The following is a 14,273-nucleotide window of genomic DNA, read 5'->3' as shown; positions in this document are numbered from 1 at the left end:
AGCGATTTTAAATGAACTTATTTCAACGTTTTAGATATACAGTAGAGGCAGACTTACACCAATTATTTGATAAGAAGGAACAAAAAAATCCGATTGCGATGTTAAATCAATACATTCGTGAAGCAGAAAAGCAAACAGAACAAACAGGCAAATTATTAGAGCGACAAGGGCAATTAAAAGAAAAGCTAGAGCAAGAATATAAAGAAAACGCAGATTTACTAGCGAAACGTGAATCTCAATTAGCATTAGCAAAATCTAGCGGAGAGCAGGACTTAATTGATTTCGCTACGGATGAAGTAACAGCTTATTCAGCTCGTAACCTTACATTACAAGCTAGCATTGAAGCAAGTACTCGTGAATACTTCGAGCTCGAGCGTAAATTTGAAACAATGAAGCATAAAATTAAAGATATGAAAGTGCGTCAATTACAGCTCATGGGGAAAGAAAATGTAACTCGTGCCCATCATCAAATGGATGGAATGATTGCCAAAAATAATAAAACAAACTTTGAAGATTTAGAAGCATATATCGATAAATTAGCTTATCAAATCGATAAAGACCATGAGCTTACAACTTTTGAGGCAAGACTGGCAGAATTAGAAAAAAAAGCAGTAGAAGAAAGCTCACCACTGCTAATTGAAAATAAATAACATGGTATAATGAAAGCAATGCGCCAACATTAAAAGGCGCATTCTTTCACGTTTAAGAATAGAGGGTCCCATTCCCTCTCTTATACTATTAGTAGAAGAAAGGGGTGACCCTCATGCAAAATTTCACAACAAATAAGCTCACATTTTGGGTTCTTTGCTTCTTTTTACTCGTCTTTGTGGAGCTAACTATATTTAATAATGGTGGTGCCTTCTGTTTATTGATTGGGGCTGTACTTCTTTATTTAAGTTTTTCCAAAAAAGTTCGATTTTTTAAATGGACAGGAATTTTCTTTATTGCTATTGCTTTGTTCACGATGTGGAGCTTACGTTTATTTATCGTCATCATGCTCTTATATATGCTCTATCAATACTTGCAAAGAGAAAACGAGCCAAAAGTAGTTGGTGCAGAGCTTTTTGAAAAGCTTCCTGCAATTAAAAATGACCTAATTGGCACAATGCCAGCGCCTATAGAAGCTTATAAATGGCAAGATGTACAAATTCAGCGCCTCGCTGGAGATATTACCATCGATACAACGCAAACGATTTTACCAGCTGGCACTAGTCTTATTACAATTCGACAAGGTATTGGTAAAGTTCAAATTTATATTCCTTATGAAATTCCATTCCGTTTACAGTATACGACGTTATTTGGTGAGCTCTCATGCTTACATGTAGGGCCGCAACGTATAGTAAATGAAAGTATTACTTTCTCAGACGGCAACCCTGAGGATGCTAAACGTGTACTGATTATTCATGTCGCAACCTGGCTTGGAGATTTGGAGGTGCTACGAAAATGATTGCCTTTATCTCAAGATTATTTACATTATTTTTTATTTTAATGAGTGCTGTTTTCGGTCTTCTTGTTGCACTATGGGGCAATCCTGATGAAAAAACATGGGAGCCCTTATGGCAGCAGAATTACGAAAATATCCCTCTAGGTGGCATCATCATAGTTAGCCTGTTTATACTTAGCTTCCTGTTTGCCAGCTGGATCAGTATGACTGCAAGGGCACGAGAAGCGCAGGCAACACGAATAGTGAAACAACTGATCGAGCCTGATTTTGTTTTTCCTAAAAAACAAGCTCTTCCGAAATCGTTAAAAAAGGCACTTGTCCAAACGAGTGAATTAATTGATACGCAACGTAAAAGTTTACAGCGTTTGTCCAATGAGCGGGCTGAGGCCAATGATAAAATTATTCAGGAGCGTATTATTGCTGAACGCCAACGATTAGCTAGAGAACTCCATGATTCTGTGTCACAGCAACTATTTGCTGCCTCTATGTTACTATCTGCATTAACTGAAAATGACGAACATGCTACTAGCTTAAAACAGGTGGAGAAAATCGTTCAGCAGGCACAGCTAGAAATGCGTGCATTACTGCTACACTTACGGCCTGTAGCTTTACACAATAAAACATTGGCACAAGGCTTAGAGGAATTGATTATTGAACTTCAGCAAAAAGTTTATTTCCATATAGAATATGAATTAGAAGAAATGGCCTTAACTAAAGCAGAGGAAGATCATTTATTTCGTATTGCACAGGAGGCACTCTCCAATACGCTGCGTCATGCCAAAGCAAGTGAGGTGGAATTACTTCTTGTGGCACGAGACGACTTAGCTATTTTACGAATTCAAGATAATGGTTTAGGCTTTGATGTGGAGGAAGATAAATCCACATCATACGGTTTACAAAATATAGCTGAACGAGCAGTTGAAATTGGCTGCACCTATAAAATTGTATCAGTGCCTGGTGAAGGAACAATTGTAGAGGTTAAAATTCCTTTACAAAAGGAGGAGGTCAATGTCGATGATACAAGTGCTCATAGTGGATGATCATGAAATGGTACGGATTGGTGTGTCAGCCTATCTTTCAGCACAGCCAGATATTACGGTTGTAGGTGAGGCTGAGAACGGTAAAGAGGCTGTGGAACGTGCCCTAGCGCTAAGGCCTGATATTATTTTAATGGATAATGTGATGCCTGTTATGACAGGAGCAGAGGCAACAGTGGAAATATTAGCAGCATGGCCTGAGGCAAAAATCATGATGGTGACTAGCTTTTTAGATGATGATAAAGTATATCCTGCCTTAGAGGCTGGCGCGGTAAGCTATATTTTAAAAACATCTAATGCCAAACAAATTGCAGATGCTATTCGAAAAACGATGGGTGGCGAAACGGTATTAGAGCCAGAGGTCACTTCCAAAATGATGCACCGCATGCGCCACGGCAATAGTACGCCACTATACGAACAATTGACTGAACGTGAAATGGAAGTATTATTGCTAATGGCCCAGGGTAAAGCCAATCAGGAAATCGCTGATGAGCTATATATTGCCTTGAAAACGGTAAAAACACATGTTAGTAATATTTTAGCAAAGCTAGAAGTTCAAGATCGTACTCAAGCCGTCGTCTACGCCTTCCAAAACGGACTTGCTAAATAATCCTACATAAAAAAACTGCATGCTGACATGCAGTTTTTCGTGTTTTTAGAGGTATTTTAGGAGATCATTTACATGGTCCGCAATATATATAGGCTCTTCACTTTTTAATTCTTCTAGCGACCCAAAACCATATGTCACACCGATGGCATCGATTTGATTTTCACGAGCGCCGATCAAATCATATTTTCGATCCCCAATCATAATAAATTGCTCTTTTGGATAGGAATCAAGTTGTTGAAGTACCTCAGCAATAATCTCACCTTTGGCAGAACGTGAACCATCTAAGTGACTTCCTACGACAAGATCGAAATAGGACTCTAGCTGAAAATACTTTATGATTTGCTCCGCAAAGACAGTTGGTTTTGAGGTGGCAATAGTTAGTATATATCCTTGTTGCTTTAAATGAGCTAACAAAGCTGGAATATCTTCATATAGTTTATTTTCAAACATTCCCCTTTCCGTAAATCGTTCTCGGTAATCTCTAATTGCTTGCGTTATTTGTGTATCATTGAATCCATAAATTTCTTGAAAAGATACTTGTAATGGTGGTCCAATGAATGGTTCCAGTTCATCCAAATCATTAACCATGACGCCCGCCTTCTGTAAAGCATGTTGCACTGATTTAGTGATTCCTATTTTGGGATCAGTTAATGTTCCATCTAGGTCAAATAACACAACTTTATAGTTCTTCATTCGCTCACCCTTTTTATGGAGTTTTCACATACTGTGTTTGCCGCTAAAAAAAGTACCACAACACTCAGTTGATGTTTAAATCGCTGAGTATTGTGGTATTTGTTGTAAATTATAGTGCTTTCACTTTTGCTACTACGTTTTCAACAGTGAAGCCGTATTTTTCCATTACTAATTCACCTGGAGCAGATGCACCGAACTTATCAATTGCTAGAACATCGCCTTCAAAGCCAGTATATTTATGCCAACCGAATGATGCCCCCATTTCAATTGCAAGACGTTTTGTAACAGCTTTTGGTAGAACAGATTCTTTGTAAGCTGCGTCTTGTTTTTCGAAGCGATCCATAGATGGCATAGAAACAACTGCTACATCTATACCGTCTGCTTTTAATGCTTTTTGTGCTTCGACAGCAAGCGAAACCTCAGAGCCTGTTGCAATTAAAATAGCATCTGCCACTTCTTTTGTAGCTGGAGACACTGTGTAAGCACCCTTTGCTACGCCCTCACGTACTGTTTCAATAGAAGCGTCAAGAACAGGTAAGTTTTGACGAGATAATACAAGAACAGTTGGTGTTTTTTCTGCTGCTACTGCAAGCTCCCACGCAACTGCTGATTCATTTGCATCCGCAGGGCGAATAACAGATAGGTTTGGCATTGCACGTAATGATGCAAGGTGTTCGATTGGTTCATGTGTTGGACCATCTTCCCCTACTGCAATCGAATCATGTGTGAATACATATGTTACAGGAAGACCCATTAATGCAGATAGACGAATTGCAGGACGAACGTAATCAGAGAATACGAAGAATGTACCACCGAATACATTTAAACCACCGTGAAGAGCCATTCCGTTCATAGCAGCACCCATTGCAAATTCACGAACACCGAACCAGATGTTACGTCCAGCATAGTCGTCTGCTGAGAAATCTCCTGCACCCTTCATCGTTGTTTTATTGGAGCCAGCAAGGTCAGCAGAACCACCAAAGAATGAAGGTGTTTTCTTCGCAATAGCATTAATTGCATCGCCTGAAGAAGAACGAGTTGCTACAGATTTACCAGCTTCATATACAGGTAACTCAGAAGCAAAGTCTTCTGGTAATTCACCATTCATCGCTTTCTCAAATTGAGCTGCTAACGCTGGGAATTCTTCTTTGTATGCAGCAAATTTTGCATTCCAAGCTTCCTCTGGTTGTGCGCCTTGCACCTCAGCAGCCGCATTAAATGTATCGTAAACTTCTGCAGGAATTTGGAATGGTTCATGTGCCCACTCATAGGCAGCCTTCGTTAAGACAACTTCATCTGTACCAAGTGGTGCACCGTGAGAATCTGCTTTACCAGATTTATTTGGAGAACCAAAACCAATCACTGTTTTCACTTCAATTAATGTTGGCTTGCCAGTAGATTTTTTGGCTTCTTCAATGGCTGCATTAATAGCATCTACATCTGTACCATCTGCCACTTTTAAATAATTCCAACCATAAGATTCAAAGCGTTTTTGAACGTTTTCTGAAAATGACTTTTCTAAGTCACCATCTAAAGAAATATCATTAGAATCGTAAAGTACGATTAATTTTTCAAGTTTTAAGTGACCAGCTAATGAAATCGCCTCTGCTGCAACACCTTCCATTAAGTCACCATCGCCACATAACGCAAATGTGTAGTGGTCAACAATGTCATGACCTGGTTTATTGTAAGTAGCGGCTAAATGGCGCTCAGCCATTGCCATACCAACAGTCATAGCGATTCCTTGTCCAAGAGGACCAGTTGTTGCCTCTACCCCTACTGTATGACCATATTCAGGATGTCCTGGTGTTAATGAATCCCATTGGCGGAAGTTTTGAATTTCTTCCATTGGTAAACCATAGCCTCCAAGGTGAAGTAAGCTGTATAAAAGCATTGAGCCATGACCTGCTGATAGTACAAAACGATCACGGTTAAACCATTTTGGATTTGCTGGATTATGGCGTAATTGTTTTGTCCAAAGCGTATAAGCCATTGGCGCTGCTCCCATTGGTAAACCTGGGTGACCAGAATTTGCTTTTTCAATAGCATCGATTGACAAAGTTCGGATAGCATTAATAGCTAAAAGATCCGCGTGTTGAGTCATTATATTGTGACATCCTTTCTCGTCCTATATATTGTTCTTTTACAGTTTAGTCAACATTGCTTTAGAAAACAATGCTTTTGTTATACTATTTGCGTTTTCATACATACTTTATTGAATTGTGTCACATTAATTTAGAAATTTATTTTTTTGTGCTTGTTTTACCTTCTCAGGAGTTACATCATTTCCTTCTGCATCTACCACTTTAACGTTTTCAATCGTATCTCGCATCGTTGCTCTAAACGTATCTAAATACTCCTTGCGAAGCGCTGTTCGCTCCTTTGCTTCTTCCTCTGTTAATTGTCCGCTTTTTGCTTTAGCAGATAATTCATTAATTCGGTTAATTTTTTCCTTTGATAACATGGTTACACACCTTTCAGTACCTAGCTTAATGACCTCAGTATGCAAAGTATAGCATGGTTTCCCTTAAAATGCAGTTATACCAACCCTTAAAAACACTTCTTAGCCATTATTTACATGACTTCCAGAAGTTAGAGGTGTATAACTAATAATAAAAGGAAAAATTTGATAGATAATAGGAGGAGCTATCATGAACATCACAACATCTAGACTACTTATTCGAACATTTGAAGCCCAAGATTGGCAGGCTGTTTATAGCTATATGTCCGACAAAACGGTCATGCACTATATGCCAGAGGGTGTGTTGAATGAAGATCAGGTTCAAAATTTCGTAACAGAGAATAGCAACGAGCAAGCAAAACATTTCGCCATTGTTTTACGTGAACAACAGCGAGTCATTGGTCATCTTGTTTTCCACAAATACTTTGGTGACCATACGTATGAAATTGGATGGGTTATGAATCCTGCCTATCATAATCATGGCTATGCTTCTGAAGCTGCTAAGGCCCTATTAGATCACGGCTTTAATAAAATGAAACTTCATCGAATTATTGCCACATGCCAGCCAGAAAATATCGCTTCTTACCGAGTCATGGAAAAAATCGGAATGCGCCAAGAAGGATTTTTCAAAAAATGCATTCCTCATGGAGAGACTTGGTGGGATGAATACTATTACGCTATTTTAGAGGAAGAATGGAACAATCTAAAGGTAAGAGGTGTATGAAATGAAGAAAACTGCGGTGTTATTATACCCACAATTTAGTGAATATGAATTGAGTGTTGCTTTGTCCATATTAATGCAAGGCGGTAAACCCATCATCACACTTGGATCGAATACCAAACCTATCAGAGGAGAATCTGGTTTAAATTGTATAGCTGATTTATCCGTGAATGAGGTAGAGCTTGACGATATTGATAGTCTACTATTACCAGGCTGTATGGATATTTCTACATTACAACTTGAAGAGAGCTTACTAGATTTCATTCGTCATCTATCTGCAAAAGGAGGAATGATTGCAAGTATTTCTAGCTCCCCTTACCTATTAGCAAAAGCAGGGGTCTTAAAGAACAAAAAATATACAGTAGGACTACCTTTAGATGGCATGGAGCAGTTAGGGTGCTTTGAACTTCATAACTATTCAGATGAACTAGTGGTACAAGATGGAAATATCATTACAGCAAGAGGAAGAGGTTTTATTCCTTTCGGTATTTGTTTCGGGCATGCGTTAAAGCTAAATTTTGATGAAAATTGGTATTAAGTGATGATTTAAAACCCAAATGTCCAATTAATCGGGCATTTCATGTTGTTGAAAAAAGATGATGTCATTAGTAGAATGAGAACTTTTAACAAGGCTGTGGGGTGATTTCCGTTCCGTCAGCGTGCCACAGGAAAGCAAGCAGCCTGCACCGGAAATCAATTTCTCCCCTTCAATTGACTGTTTTGTTTTTCACACCAAAAAATGTCCAATTAGTTGGACATTTTTTAATTCTTGTCTTACGATATATGTCTAATACTTTGGACAAAATGGAGGGATCTTTCTGAAGAACATCATCAAAATTTTAAGAAAAAAATTAGGCATAACACAAGCTGCTCTTGCAAAAGAGTGTGGAGTTGTGAGACAGACCATTAATAGTATTGAAAATGATAAATATGATCCGACCCTAGAATTAGCTTTTAAGATTGCTAAGGTTCTCAATAGCCGTATTGATGAGGTGTTTATCTATGACTAAATTTCACCCGGATTATATGATTACAATGAAGGATTTTGTGAAAGAACACTCGGCAATTTTAAGAAAACAAACTCAAGAAGTGTCGATACCAGTGACAAATGAGGACCGAAATACCCTCCTAGCCATGCTGCAATATCTGAAAAATAGCCAAAATCAAACGCTAGCAAAAAAATATAAGCTTCGCCCTGGAAGTGGACTCTCTGCTAATCAAATTGGCGTAGATAAACGAATGTTTGTTGTACTCTTTGATGACCAAGAAATGATGCTGATTAACCCTAAAATAATGAGTCATTCCCTTAATATGATTTATCTACCGGAAGGAGAAGGCTGTCTATCTGTAAATCGACCTGTCCCTGGTTTTGTACCGAGATATGAGAGAATTAAAGTCAAAGCTTACGACATCGATGGACATGAAATCATTGTACAGTTACAGGGCTACGGGGCCATCGTTGTACAGCATGAAATCGATCATTTAAATGGCATCATGTTTTATGACCGAATAAATAAAGAGTACCCTTTCCAATTGCCAAATCATGTTATCATCGAAAGCTTTTCTTCCCTTCAGTAGTTTTTTACAAAAAAAATTAGCAGGAATATTATTTTCCTGCTAATCTTTCTTGGTGCTCTTGGAAACGACGATGTACTGTCGCCTTACTTACCTCAAAGCCTAACCCTCTAAGCGTTATAGAAATTTCTTCAAAGGTAAATCCACGTTTGCGTAGCTTCACAATTTCCTCTACAGGTAGATCTTTTCGCTCCTGCCCCTGCGGATTACCTCGATTCGATAAATTATTTTCTGGACGATAACCGTTTTCTACAGCACGTCGCATACCTCGTCGAATTTTAGCATTATGGATTCTACGCTGATATTCCTCTACAATCGCTAAAATTTCAAGCAGCATCGTATCCATTTCATTTAATTGGACTGGGCCTGCATCACGCATAGAAAAAACATCAGTTGCTGACTTTTGTAATAAATGTAATACAGCCATCCTTGCATTGCCTCGTCCTAAACGAGTTTCATCTTGGACAAAAAGAGCATTAATGTTCTTATCTTTTATAAAATCAAGCATTTCTAGCAAGCCTTCACGTTCTACATCATAGCCACTATGTTGATCTTTAAACACGCCCTTCACCGCATAGCCTTGCTCTTTAGCATAGCGCAGCAACTCTTCCTGCTGGCGCTCTAATGAGGAGCTTTGTGTTTCTTTTTCAGTACTTACGCGACAATAGACAACAGCCGATAGTTGATTATTTATCATTGTTCATTTCTCGCAATTTCGATAGTATTGATGGGACTGGCTTGATCACTCACTACAGGAATAACTAGAGATTTTCCCGCTACAATTTTAATATCTGCTAGTTCATTTTCAGTTTTTACAAGCTTTATCCAATCATCAGTACTCATCTTACCACGATATTGCTCGGCTAACGACCACAAGCTATCCCCATGTTCGATTTGAATTTCTGCGTAACTAACTTTTCCTGGATCAGTAATGTAAAGGTATGCTGCAAATAATAAACAAGCTCCTATTAAGATTGAGATATGTGTGTTTTTCTTAAACCATGTCATAATCATTACCCCTTTTTAAGAATGTTTGTTCGGAATGTATGTTCCCATAATAAAGCGAACAAACGTTTTTGTCAAACACTTTTCGAACCTATGTTTGCATACATGTTCGCATTCTGTTATACTATCAAATAAGAAGAATGATTTTAGAAAAAAGAGGTGAGCACTCATGAAAAAAGTTTCGAAAAGACAAGAGGACATTTTAGCTTTCATTAAGGAAGAGGTACGAGCTAAAGGATATCCACCATCAGTACGTGAAATTGGTGAAGCAGTTGGACTTGCTTCCAGTTCAACTGTTCATGGACATTTAGCTCGATTAGAACAAAAAGGCTTTATTCGTCGAGATCCAACAAAGCCACGCGCAATTGAAATTTTAGAGCCTGAAGAATCCATTCAAAAACAACAGGTGATCCATGTCCCACTTGTCGGGAAAGTTACAGCTGGTTCTCCAATTACAGCAATTGAAAATATTGAAGAATACTTCCCATTACCCGATACGTATGGCACAAGTGAAGATCAATTGTTCATGCTAGAAATCATGGGGGAATCAATGATTGAAGCTGGGATTTTAGATGGAGATTTAGTCATTGTAAAACAAAAGGCAACAGCTAATAATGGGGATATTGTTGTAGCTATGACAGCTGAGGATGAAGCAACTGTAAAACGTTTCTTTAAAGAGAAAAACCATTTCCGTTTACAGCCTGAAAATTCTTCTATGGAACCAATTATAGTCGATCAAGTTTCTATTTTAGGACAAGTTGTAGGTCTTTACAGACGTGTACATTAACGATTAAAGCAGATTTTGAGGATTATGTTCCTTCTAAGAGCATGTATCCTCTTTTTTACGCCAAAAAAAGAATCCACATACGATTGGATTCTTTGTACAATGCCTCTTCTAAACTTCCTTCTTAAATTTTAAGCTCGCTTCAATAAAGGCTGAAAATAGCTTTTGAGCACTCTCATCTCCTGCTATGGCTAGTTCCTCAGGATGCCACTGAACAGCTAAGCAAAATGGCATCTCCTCATGAACTACCGCTTCGATAATACCGTCGTTAGATTTTGCCGCTACTTTTAATTTTTCTGCTAAAACATTCACCGCTTGATGATGAAATGAATTCACTGCTATTTTCTCTTGTTCAACGATAGTCGCTAATAGATTGTCAGCAATAACCTGTACAGAATGGGTAGCTACAGCTCTACCTGATTGCTGCATATGTTGGAGTAACTTGGTACTAAAGTGATCACTATCAATATCCTGATATAAGGTACCACCTAATGCAACATTTAGTATTTGAATTCCTCGACAGATCCCGAAAATAGGCATCTTACGTTGGAATGCGGCTTCAATCAATGCTAACTCAATCGTATCTCGCGCTGGATGAATTTTTCCAAGCTTTAATGAAGGCTCAGCCCCGAATAGAAATGGGTGCACATCATGACCACCAGATAATAATAAACCGTCTGTAAGGGCTAAAATCTGGGCTGCCTCTTCTTCTACTCCAATTGGAATAATCAGTGGAATTCCACCTGCTTCAATGATGCTTTTACTGTAAGCAGCATTTAATCGAGAGGATAAATCATCCTCAACAAAGGCTGTAATACCAATAATCGGTTTCACTTGCTTCCCTCCAAATTCTTGAAAATTGCACAATTACCAAAAGCCTAGATACCAATTAATTAATACATCGCCATAGAAATAAACAATAACTGCGGCCAATGCAATAGATGGCCCAAACGGAATGGGTGTTTTTCTCCCCTGTTTGTTTTTCGATAACATGGTAATCCCGACAATCATACCAATAACTGCAGCTAAAAATAGCGTTAACAGTGTATCAATCGTACCCAGAACGAGACCAATTAAAAAGAATAATTTAATATCGCCTCCACCCATGCCACCGTTTGATAGCACAGCAATGATATATAATATGCCAAACCCAACCACAGCACCCACAAGAGAGTCCCACCACGGTGTTAATGGTGACAGCACTCGTCCAATAGCTAGCAAAGGTAAAAAGAATACTAACACCTTATCTGGAATTAGCATATAGGCTAAATCTGATACAACGATAATAACTAATAAGGAGATAAAAAAGAGTGCTACTATCAATTCTATGCCCCAGCCTAACTGCCCATAAGCAAAGGCAAATAATACACCTGTCATTAATTCTATGACTGGGTAAACCCAAGAAATTTTATTGCCACAACCACGACATTTTCCTCCTAAAAATACATAAGACAAAACTGGTACTAAATCAAGCGCCGTCAGTCGTCTCTGACATTTTGGACAATGTGAAGGAGGATGTACAATCGACTCCTTCTGTGGTACACGTAAGCCAACTACATTATAAAAAGAGCCAAAGACAAGTCCAAATAAAAAAATAAAGATCGTATAAGCCATTTCCAATTTTATGTCCTCCTAAACCAATAGGCGCCCATACAAATGCAGTATGGTGCGCCTATCAATAAAGTTATTGTTGTTCTTCGTAATAGAACGTTGTCACTTGCACTGTTGCCTTTAACGTAAGATCTGCATCTTTCTCAAGCTGTGCCTGCTCTCCAGGCAATTTAAATTCAATCTTATCGGTTTTCATGACACGCTCTAATTGTTCAACCTCCTGTAAAAAGCTTTCAAGAGAATTAAAATCAAGCGCACCCACCTCTAATATAAAAGTAACAAGCTTTAAATTAGTTGGTAAAGAGTCCTTCGAAAGAGATGCAATTGGTGTAGTAGTCTCCTTGTTCTCCTGATCACCATTGACCTCTGCTTCAGCCTGCTCCAACATATTAAGATCATTCGATACATCTGAAGGTGTCACAGTGCCGTCCTCACCTTGAACAGTTAAAGACAGTATACGAGTTCCTGTCACCTCTTCAATCTCAGCTAAATCAAGAATAATCTTTTCAACGGCTCTTGTTGCAGGTAGCTTTTGTCTTAAGGCTAATATATTGATAGTAGGCTGTCCCTGCTCTTTGTCTAATTGTGCTAGTTGTTCTTTGACACTAGCTAATTCTTGCTGCACCTGCAATACATTCCTCTCTTTTTCATTCACTTCATCCAATTTTGGTGAAAGCAAATAATAATACAGCGCAAATAAAATAGCAGCTATCAGCGCCAGTAACAAGATCATAGATGAATTTTTACTACTCGTTAATTTATTCATGAGCGTCGTCCTCCAGCTAAATACATAAAATCGATTGTCGCTGTAATGGACACTGAATACCGCGGTACTTCTTTAAATTTTTGTTGGGGTGTTAACACCCTTTGTTCACCTAGCTCTATTTCAAAGTTTGAGACAGTGTTAATTTGAGCATCTGTAAAATAGCTACTCATTAAAAGTCGCTCCACATATTTCGATATATCTGTCATCGTTTCAAAATCCACTTCAATATTCACCGAGTTCTCTCCGAAAACATAGCTACGTAAATAGGAATGAGTTGGTAATAAAGTTTTTGTTTCATCAATTAACGGTGTTACAGGATAAGAAACGCTTTGAATAAAAGTTACTGACTCTTCCAACGAACCCTGATCGACATTTTGTCGTGCGTCTAGCTCTTGCTGCAATTGATCAAGCTGTGTTGTTAATGCCTGTTCCTCTGCAGTCAATCGTGACAATTCACTTTTGGATGTAAAAAATAAAAAAAGTAAATACGCTACAATAAGTCCCACAATGACAATCACCAAGCTATAAAAAAGCTTGGGAGAGGTTGTTCTTTTTTCAAGTTGTGGTAAGAGGTTTATATCTGGAACCATTAACGAACCTCCTTCAAAGCTAAGCCAAGCAACGTTGAAAATTCTCGCTTAAAGCGCGGAAACGATTTCTCAATTTTTTTCCCATCGACAACCCTTAGTGGTGGTTCTAAATTAGAAGCGAGTAAGTTCCCAATTGATTTCAATAGTGGGTTATCGCCAAGCATGATAATTTCATCCACTGTTTTTTCACCTTTATGTAAAGAAAACTTAAAGAAATTCATCATCCGATCAATCTCTAGAACCTGATCCATTACGACCATTTGATAATTCTCTGATTCGCCATTATAAATAAATTGATAGCTAAACTCATTCTCTTTCTTCCCCAGCCATTGCGTCATATCTACTTCAATGGTTTGATAGCGCAAAAACTCCACTTGGCCATTGGAAAAAATACTGATAGAGAGTTCATTAATCGACCATTCTGCAATTAAATATGTTTTATTAGGCATTAATAAGGACATGTGCTCTAATAAACGTATATTACAAAGCGCACGAATATCGGCAGCTTCGGGTTCTAATGAAACATCTAACAGCATCCCTACTAGTTTCGTAATCTCTTCAGAAGGTGCAGCAAATAAGATAGCCTTGCCGTCCTCGGCATCTGCATCATACACATCAATTAAAGGGTCTTGAAATGGTAAATGAATAGAATGTCCCAATTCCATTTCAGCATATCCTCGTAATTCCTGAGGCTTTACATCTTTAGGGTGCTCAAAGTTTTTTAATAGAACCGTCGTATCAGGGACAAACATACGAACAGCCTGTTTTTTCCCTGTCCATTTCATTACTTGCTCTTTAATCACCTCAAAAAGAGCTACCTCATCGATAATAGTTCCATTTTCAACGATTCCAGCTGCTAAAGGGTATTCATAGCCCTGCCACTGATTAGGCTCTGGTCCTTTCGCCACAATCGCACGCAGCACATAATCCTTCAGTTCAATCGAAACATGCGACTTTCTTTTTCTCTTAAACATGT

The 14,273-nt window shown here is 38.4% G+C and carries 19 protein-coding genes; 9 read left to right on the top strand and 10 right to left on the bottom strand.

Features of this window, described 5'->3' with window-relative positions; genetic code table 11:
* Nucleotides 1-11: 11 nt before the first annotated feature.
* The 4 genes from NYE73_RS05960 (at nucleotide 12) to NYE73_RS05945 (ending at nucleotide 3,091) form a co-directional block, all read left to right on the top strand.
* The gene (locus tag NYE73_RS05960; protein WP_009370701.1) at nucleotides 12-650 is read left to right on the top strand and encodes a PspA/IM30 family protein; all 639 of its coding nucleotides are present in this window, start codon (nucleotides 12-14) and stop codon (nucleotides 648-650) included.
* Between the two features lie 113 nt (nucleotides 651-763).
* Nucleotides 764-1,447 (top strand): cell wall-active antibiotics response protein LiaF, encoded by a 684-nt coding sequence (gene liaF, locus NYE73_RS05955; RefSeq protein WP_066036595.1) that lies wholly within the window; start codon nucleotides 764-766, stop codon nucleotides 1,445-1,447.
* Nucleotides 1,444-2,484, top strand: coding sequence for a sensor histidine kinase (locus NYE73_RS05950; RefSeq protein ID WP_259950926.1), 1,041 nt, complete (start codon nucleotides 1,444-1,446; stop codon nucleotides 2,482-2,484). The genes liaF and NYE73_RS05950 overlap by 4 nt, the downstream gene beginning before the upstream one ends.
* The gene (locus NYE73_RS05945; protein ID WP_009370700.1) at nucleotides 2,459-3,091 is read left to right on the top strand and encodes a response regulator transcription factor; all 633 of its coding nucleotides are present in this window, start codon (nucleotides 2,459-2,461) and stop codon (nucleotides 3,089-3,091) included. The genes NYE73_RS05950 and NYE73_RS05945 overlap by 26 nt, the downstream gene beginning before the upstream one ends.
* 45 nt (nucleotides 3,092-3,136) lie before the next feature.
* Here NYE73_RS05945 and NYE73_RS05940 read toward each other — a convergent pair whose 3' ends face one another.
* The 3 genes from NYE73_RS05940 to NYE73_RS05930 all read right to left on the bottom strand — a co-directional run bounded on the left by NYE73_RS05940 (nucleotide 3,137) and on the right by NYE73_RS05930 (nucleotide 6,248).
* Complete coding sequence (locus NYE73_RS05940; protein WP_259950925.1) at nucleotides 3,137-3,784, bottom strand: HAD family hydrolase; 648 nt, start codon at nucleotides 3,782-3,784, stop codon at nucleotides 3,137-3,139.
* A gap of 109 nt (nucleotides 3,785-3,893) precedes the next feature.
* Nucleotides 3,894-5,888 (bottom strand): transketolase, encoded by a 1,995-nt coding sequence (gene tkt / locus NYE73_RS05935; RefSeq protein WP_103117634.1) that lies wholly within the window; start codon nucleotides 5,886-5,888, stop codon nucleotides 3,894-3,896.
* A gap of 126 nt (nucleotides 5,889-6,014) precedes the next feature.
* Nucleotides 6,015-6,248: a DUF896 domain-containing protein gene (locus NYE73_RS05930; protein WP_004232132.1), complete on the bottom strand. Its 234-nt coding sequence runs from the start codon at nucleotides 6,246-6,248 to the stop codon at nucleotides 6,015-6,017.
* A 187-nt stretch (nucleotides 6,249-6,435) separates the two neighbouring features.
* Between NYE73_RS05930 and NYE73_RS05925 the strand changes: the two genes are divergently transcribed.
* The 4 genes from NYE73_RS05925 (at nucleotide 6,436) to def (ending at nucleotide 8,544) form a co-directional block, all read left to right on the top strand.
* The gene (locus NYE73_RS05925) at nucleotides 6,436-6,969 is read left to right on the top strand and encodes a GNAT family N-acetyltransferase (protein WP_259950924.1); all 534 of its coding nucleotides are present in this window, start codon (nucleotides 6,436-6,438) and stop codon (nucleotides 6,967-6,969) included.
* A gap of 1 nt (nucleotide 6,970) precedes the next feature.
* A complete protein-coding gene (locus NYE73_RS05920) occupies nucleotides 6,971-7,504 on the top strand; it encodes a DJ-1/PfpI family protein (protein WP_054550592.1) in 534 nt (177 codons plus the stop codon).
* Between the two features lie 280 nt (nucleotides 7,505-7,784).
* Entirely contained in the window at nucleotides 7,785-7,976 is a 192-nt protein-coding gene (locus NYE73_RS05915) for a helix-turn-helix transcriptional regulator (protein ID WP_066036592.1), read from the top strand.
* Nucleotides 7,969-8,544 carry a peptide deformylase gene (gene def / locus NYE73_RS05910; RefSeq protein WP_259950923.1) on the top strand — a complete coding sequence of 192 codons (576 nt, stop codon included), beginning with the start codon at nucleotides 7,969-7,971 and terminating at the stop codon, nucleotides 8,542-8,544. Before NYE73_RS05915 ends, def begins: the two co-directional genes overlap by 8 nt.
* 28 nt (nucleotides 8,545-8,572) lie before the next feature.
* Here def and NYE73_RS05905 read toward each other — a convergent pair whose 3' ends face one another.
* Together NYE73_RS05905 and yneA are read right to left on the bottom strand one after the other, a co-directional pair.
* Nucleotides 8,573-9,238: a YneB family resolvase-like protein gene (locus tag NYE73_RS05905; RefSeq protein ID WP_004232122.1), complete on the bottom strand. Its 666-nt coding sequence runs from the start codon at nucleotides 9,236-9,238 to the stop codon at nucleotides 8,573-8,575.
* Nucleotides 9,235-9,549, bottom strand: coding sequence for a cell division suppressor protein YneA (gene yneA / locus NYE73_RS05900; protein ID WP_048391327.1), 315 nt, complete (start codon nucleotides 9,547-9,549; stop codon nucleotides 9,235-9,237). The genes NYE73_RS05905 and yneA overlap by 4 nt, the downstream gene beginning before the upstream one ends.
* 166 nt (nucleotides 9,550-9,715) lie before the next feature.
* Here yneA and lexA point away from each other — a divergent pair, with 166 nt between their 5' ends.
* Nucleotides 9,716-10,333: a transcriptional repressor LexA gene (gene lexA / locus NYE73_RS05895; RefSeq protein ID WP_004232118.1), complete on the top strand. Its 618-nt coding sequence runs from the start codon at nucleotides 9,716-9,718 to the stop codon at nucleotides 10,331-10,333.
* A 108-nt stretch (nucleotides 10,334-10,441) separates the two neighbouring features.
* On the opposite strand, the gene NYE73_RS05890 is transcribed toward lexA, so the two are convergent.
* The 5 genes from NYE73_RS05890 to pilM all read right to left on the bottom strand — a co-directional run bounded on the left by NYE73_RS05890 (nucleotide 10,442) and on the right by pilM (nucleotide 14,271).
* The gene (locus NYE73_RS05890) at nucleotides 10,442-11,164 is read right to left on the bottom strand and encodes a gamma-glutamyl-gamma-aminobutyrate hydrolase family protein (protein WP_259950922.1); all 723 of its coding nucleotides are present in this window, start codon (nucleotides 11,162-11,164) and stop codon (nucleotides 10,442-10,444) included.
* A 33-nt stretch (nucleotides 11,165-11,197) separates the two neighbouring features.
* Entirely contained in the window at nucleotides 11,198-11,950 is a 753-nt protein-coding gene (locus tag NYE73_RS05885) for a prepilin peptidase (RefSeq protein WP_259950921.1), read from the bottom strand.
* Nucleotides 11,951-12,014: 64 nt separating this feature from the next.
* On the bottom strand, nucleotides 12,015-12,707 hold the full coding sequence (locus NYE73_RS05880) for a hypothetical protein (RefSeq protein WP_259950920.1): 693 nt from the start codon (nucleotides 12,705-12,707) through the stop codon (nucleotides 12,015-12,017).
* The gene (locus NYE73_RS05875) at nucleotides 12,704-13,297 is read right to left on the bottom strand and encodes a PilN domain-containing protein (RefSeq protein ID WP_257961756.1); all 594 of its coding nucleotides are present in this window, start codon (nucleotides 13,295-13,297) and stop codon (nucleotides 12,704-12,706) included. The genes NYE73_RS05880 and NYE73_RS05875 overlap by 4 nt, the downstream gene beginning before the upstream one ends.
* Nucleotides 13,297-14,271, bottom strand: a complete 975-nt coding sequence (gene pilM / locus NYE73_RS05870; RefSeq protein WP_066036585.1) for a type IV pilus biogenesis protein PilM — start codon at nucleotides 14,269-14,271, stop codon at nucleotides 13,297-13,299. The genes NYE73_RS05875 and pilM overlap by 1 nt, the downstream gene beginning before the upstream one ends.
* Between the last annotated feature and the right edge of the window lie 2 nt (nucleotides 14,272-14,273).

The organism is Lysinibacillus sp. FSL K6-0102, from assembly GCF_038003545.1.
GTDB lineage: Bacteria > Bacillota > Bacilli > Bacillales_A > Planococcaceae > Lysinibacillus > Lysinibacillus capsici.
Note: the sequence above shows the minus strand (reverse complement) of the source record. Positions and strands in the feature narration are given on the sequence as shown.

What these genes read in the sequence shown, in the direction of transcription:
- NYE73_RS05960 (WP_009370701.1), top strand. Translation starts at nt 12, where the DNA reads ATGAACTTATTTCAACGTTTTAGATATACAGTAGAGGCAGACTTACAC.
- liaF (WP_066036595.1), top strand. Translation starts at nt 764, where the DNA reads ATGCAAAATTTCACAACAAATAAGCTCACATTTTGGGTTCTTTGCTTC.
- NYE73_RS05950 (WP_259950926.1), top strand. Translation starts at nt 1,444, where the DNA reads ATGATTGCCTTTATCTCAAGATTATTTACATTATTTTTTATTTTAATG.
- NYE73_RS05945 (WP_009370700.1), top strand. Translation starts at nt 2,459, where the DNA reads ATGATACAAGTGCTCATAGTGGATGATCATGAAATGGTACGGATTGGT.
- NYE73_RS05940 (WP_259950925.1), bottom strand. Translation starts at nt 3,784, where the DNA reads ATGAAGAACTATAAAGTTGTGTTATTTGACCTAGATGGAACATTAACT.
- tkt (WP_103117634.1), bottom strand. Translation starts at nt 5,888, where the DNA reads ATGACTCAACACGCGGATCTTTTAGCTATTAATGCTATCCGAACTTTG.
- NYE73_RS05930 (WP_004232132.1), bottom strand. Translation starts at nt 6,248, where the DNA reads ATGTTATCAAAGGAAAAAATTAACCGAATTAATGAATTATCTGCTAAA.
- NYE73_RS05925 (WP_259950924.1), top strand. Translation starts at nt 6,436, where the DNA reads ATGAACATCACAACATCTAGACTACTTATTCGAACATTTGAAGCCCAA.
- NYE73_RS05920 (WP_054550592.1), top strand. Translation starts at nt 6,971, where the DNA reads ATGAAGAAAACTGCGGTGTTATTATACCCACAATTTAGTGAATATGAA.
- def (WP_259950923.1), top strand. Translation starts at nt 7,969, where the DNA reads ATGACTAAATTTCACCCGGATTATATGATTACAATGAAGGATTTTGTG.
- NYE73_RS05905 (WP_004232122.1), bottom strand. Translation starts at nt 9,238, where the DNA reads ATGATAAATAATCAACTATCGGCTGTTGTCTATTGTCGCGTAAGTACT.
- yneA (WP_048391327.1), bottom strand. Translation starts at nt 9,549, where the DNA reads ATGACATGGTTTAAGAAAAACACACATATCTCAATCTTAATAGGAGCT.
- lexA (WP_004232118.1), top strand. Translation starts at nt 9,716, where the DNA reads ATGAAAAAAGTTTCGAAAAGACAAGAGGACATTTTAGCTTTCATTAAG.
- NYE73_RS05880 (WP_259950920.1), bottom strand. Translation starts at nt 12,707, where the DNA reads ATGAATAAATTAACGAGTAGTAAAAATTCATCTATGATCTTGTTACTG.
- NYE73_RS05875 (WP_257961756.1), bottom strand. Translation starts at nt 13,297, where the DNA reads ATGGTTCCAGATATAAACCTCTTACCACAACTTGAAAAAAGAACAACC.
- pilM (WP_066036585.1), bottom strand. Translation starts at nt 14,271, where the DNA reads ATGTTTAAGAGAAAAAGAAAGTCGCATGTTTCGATTGAACTGAAGGAT.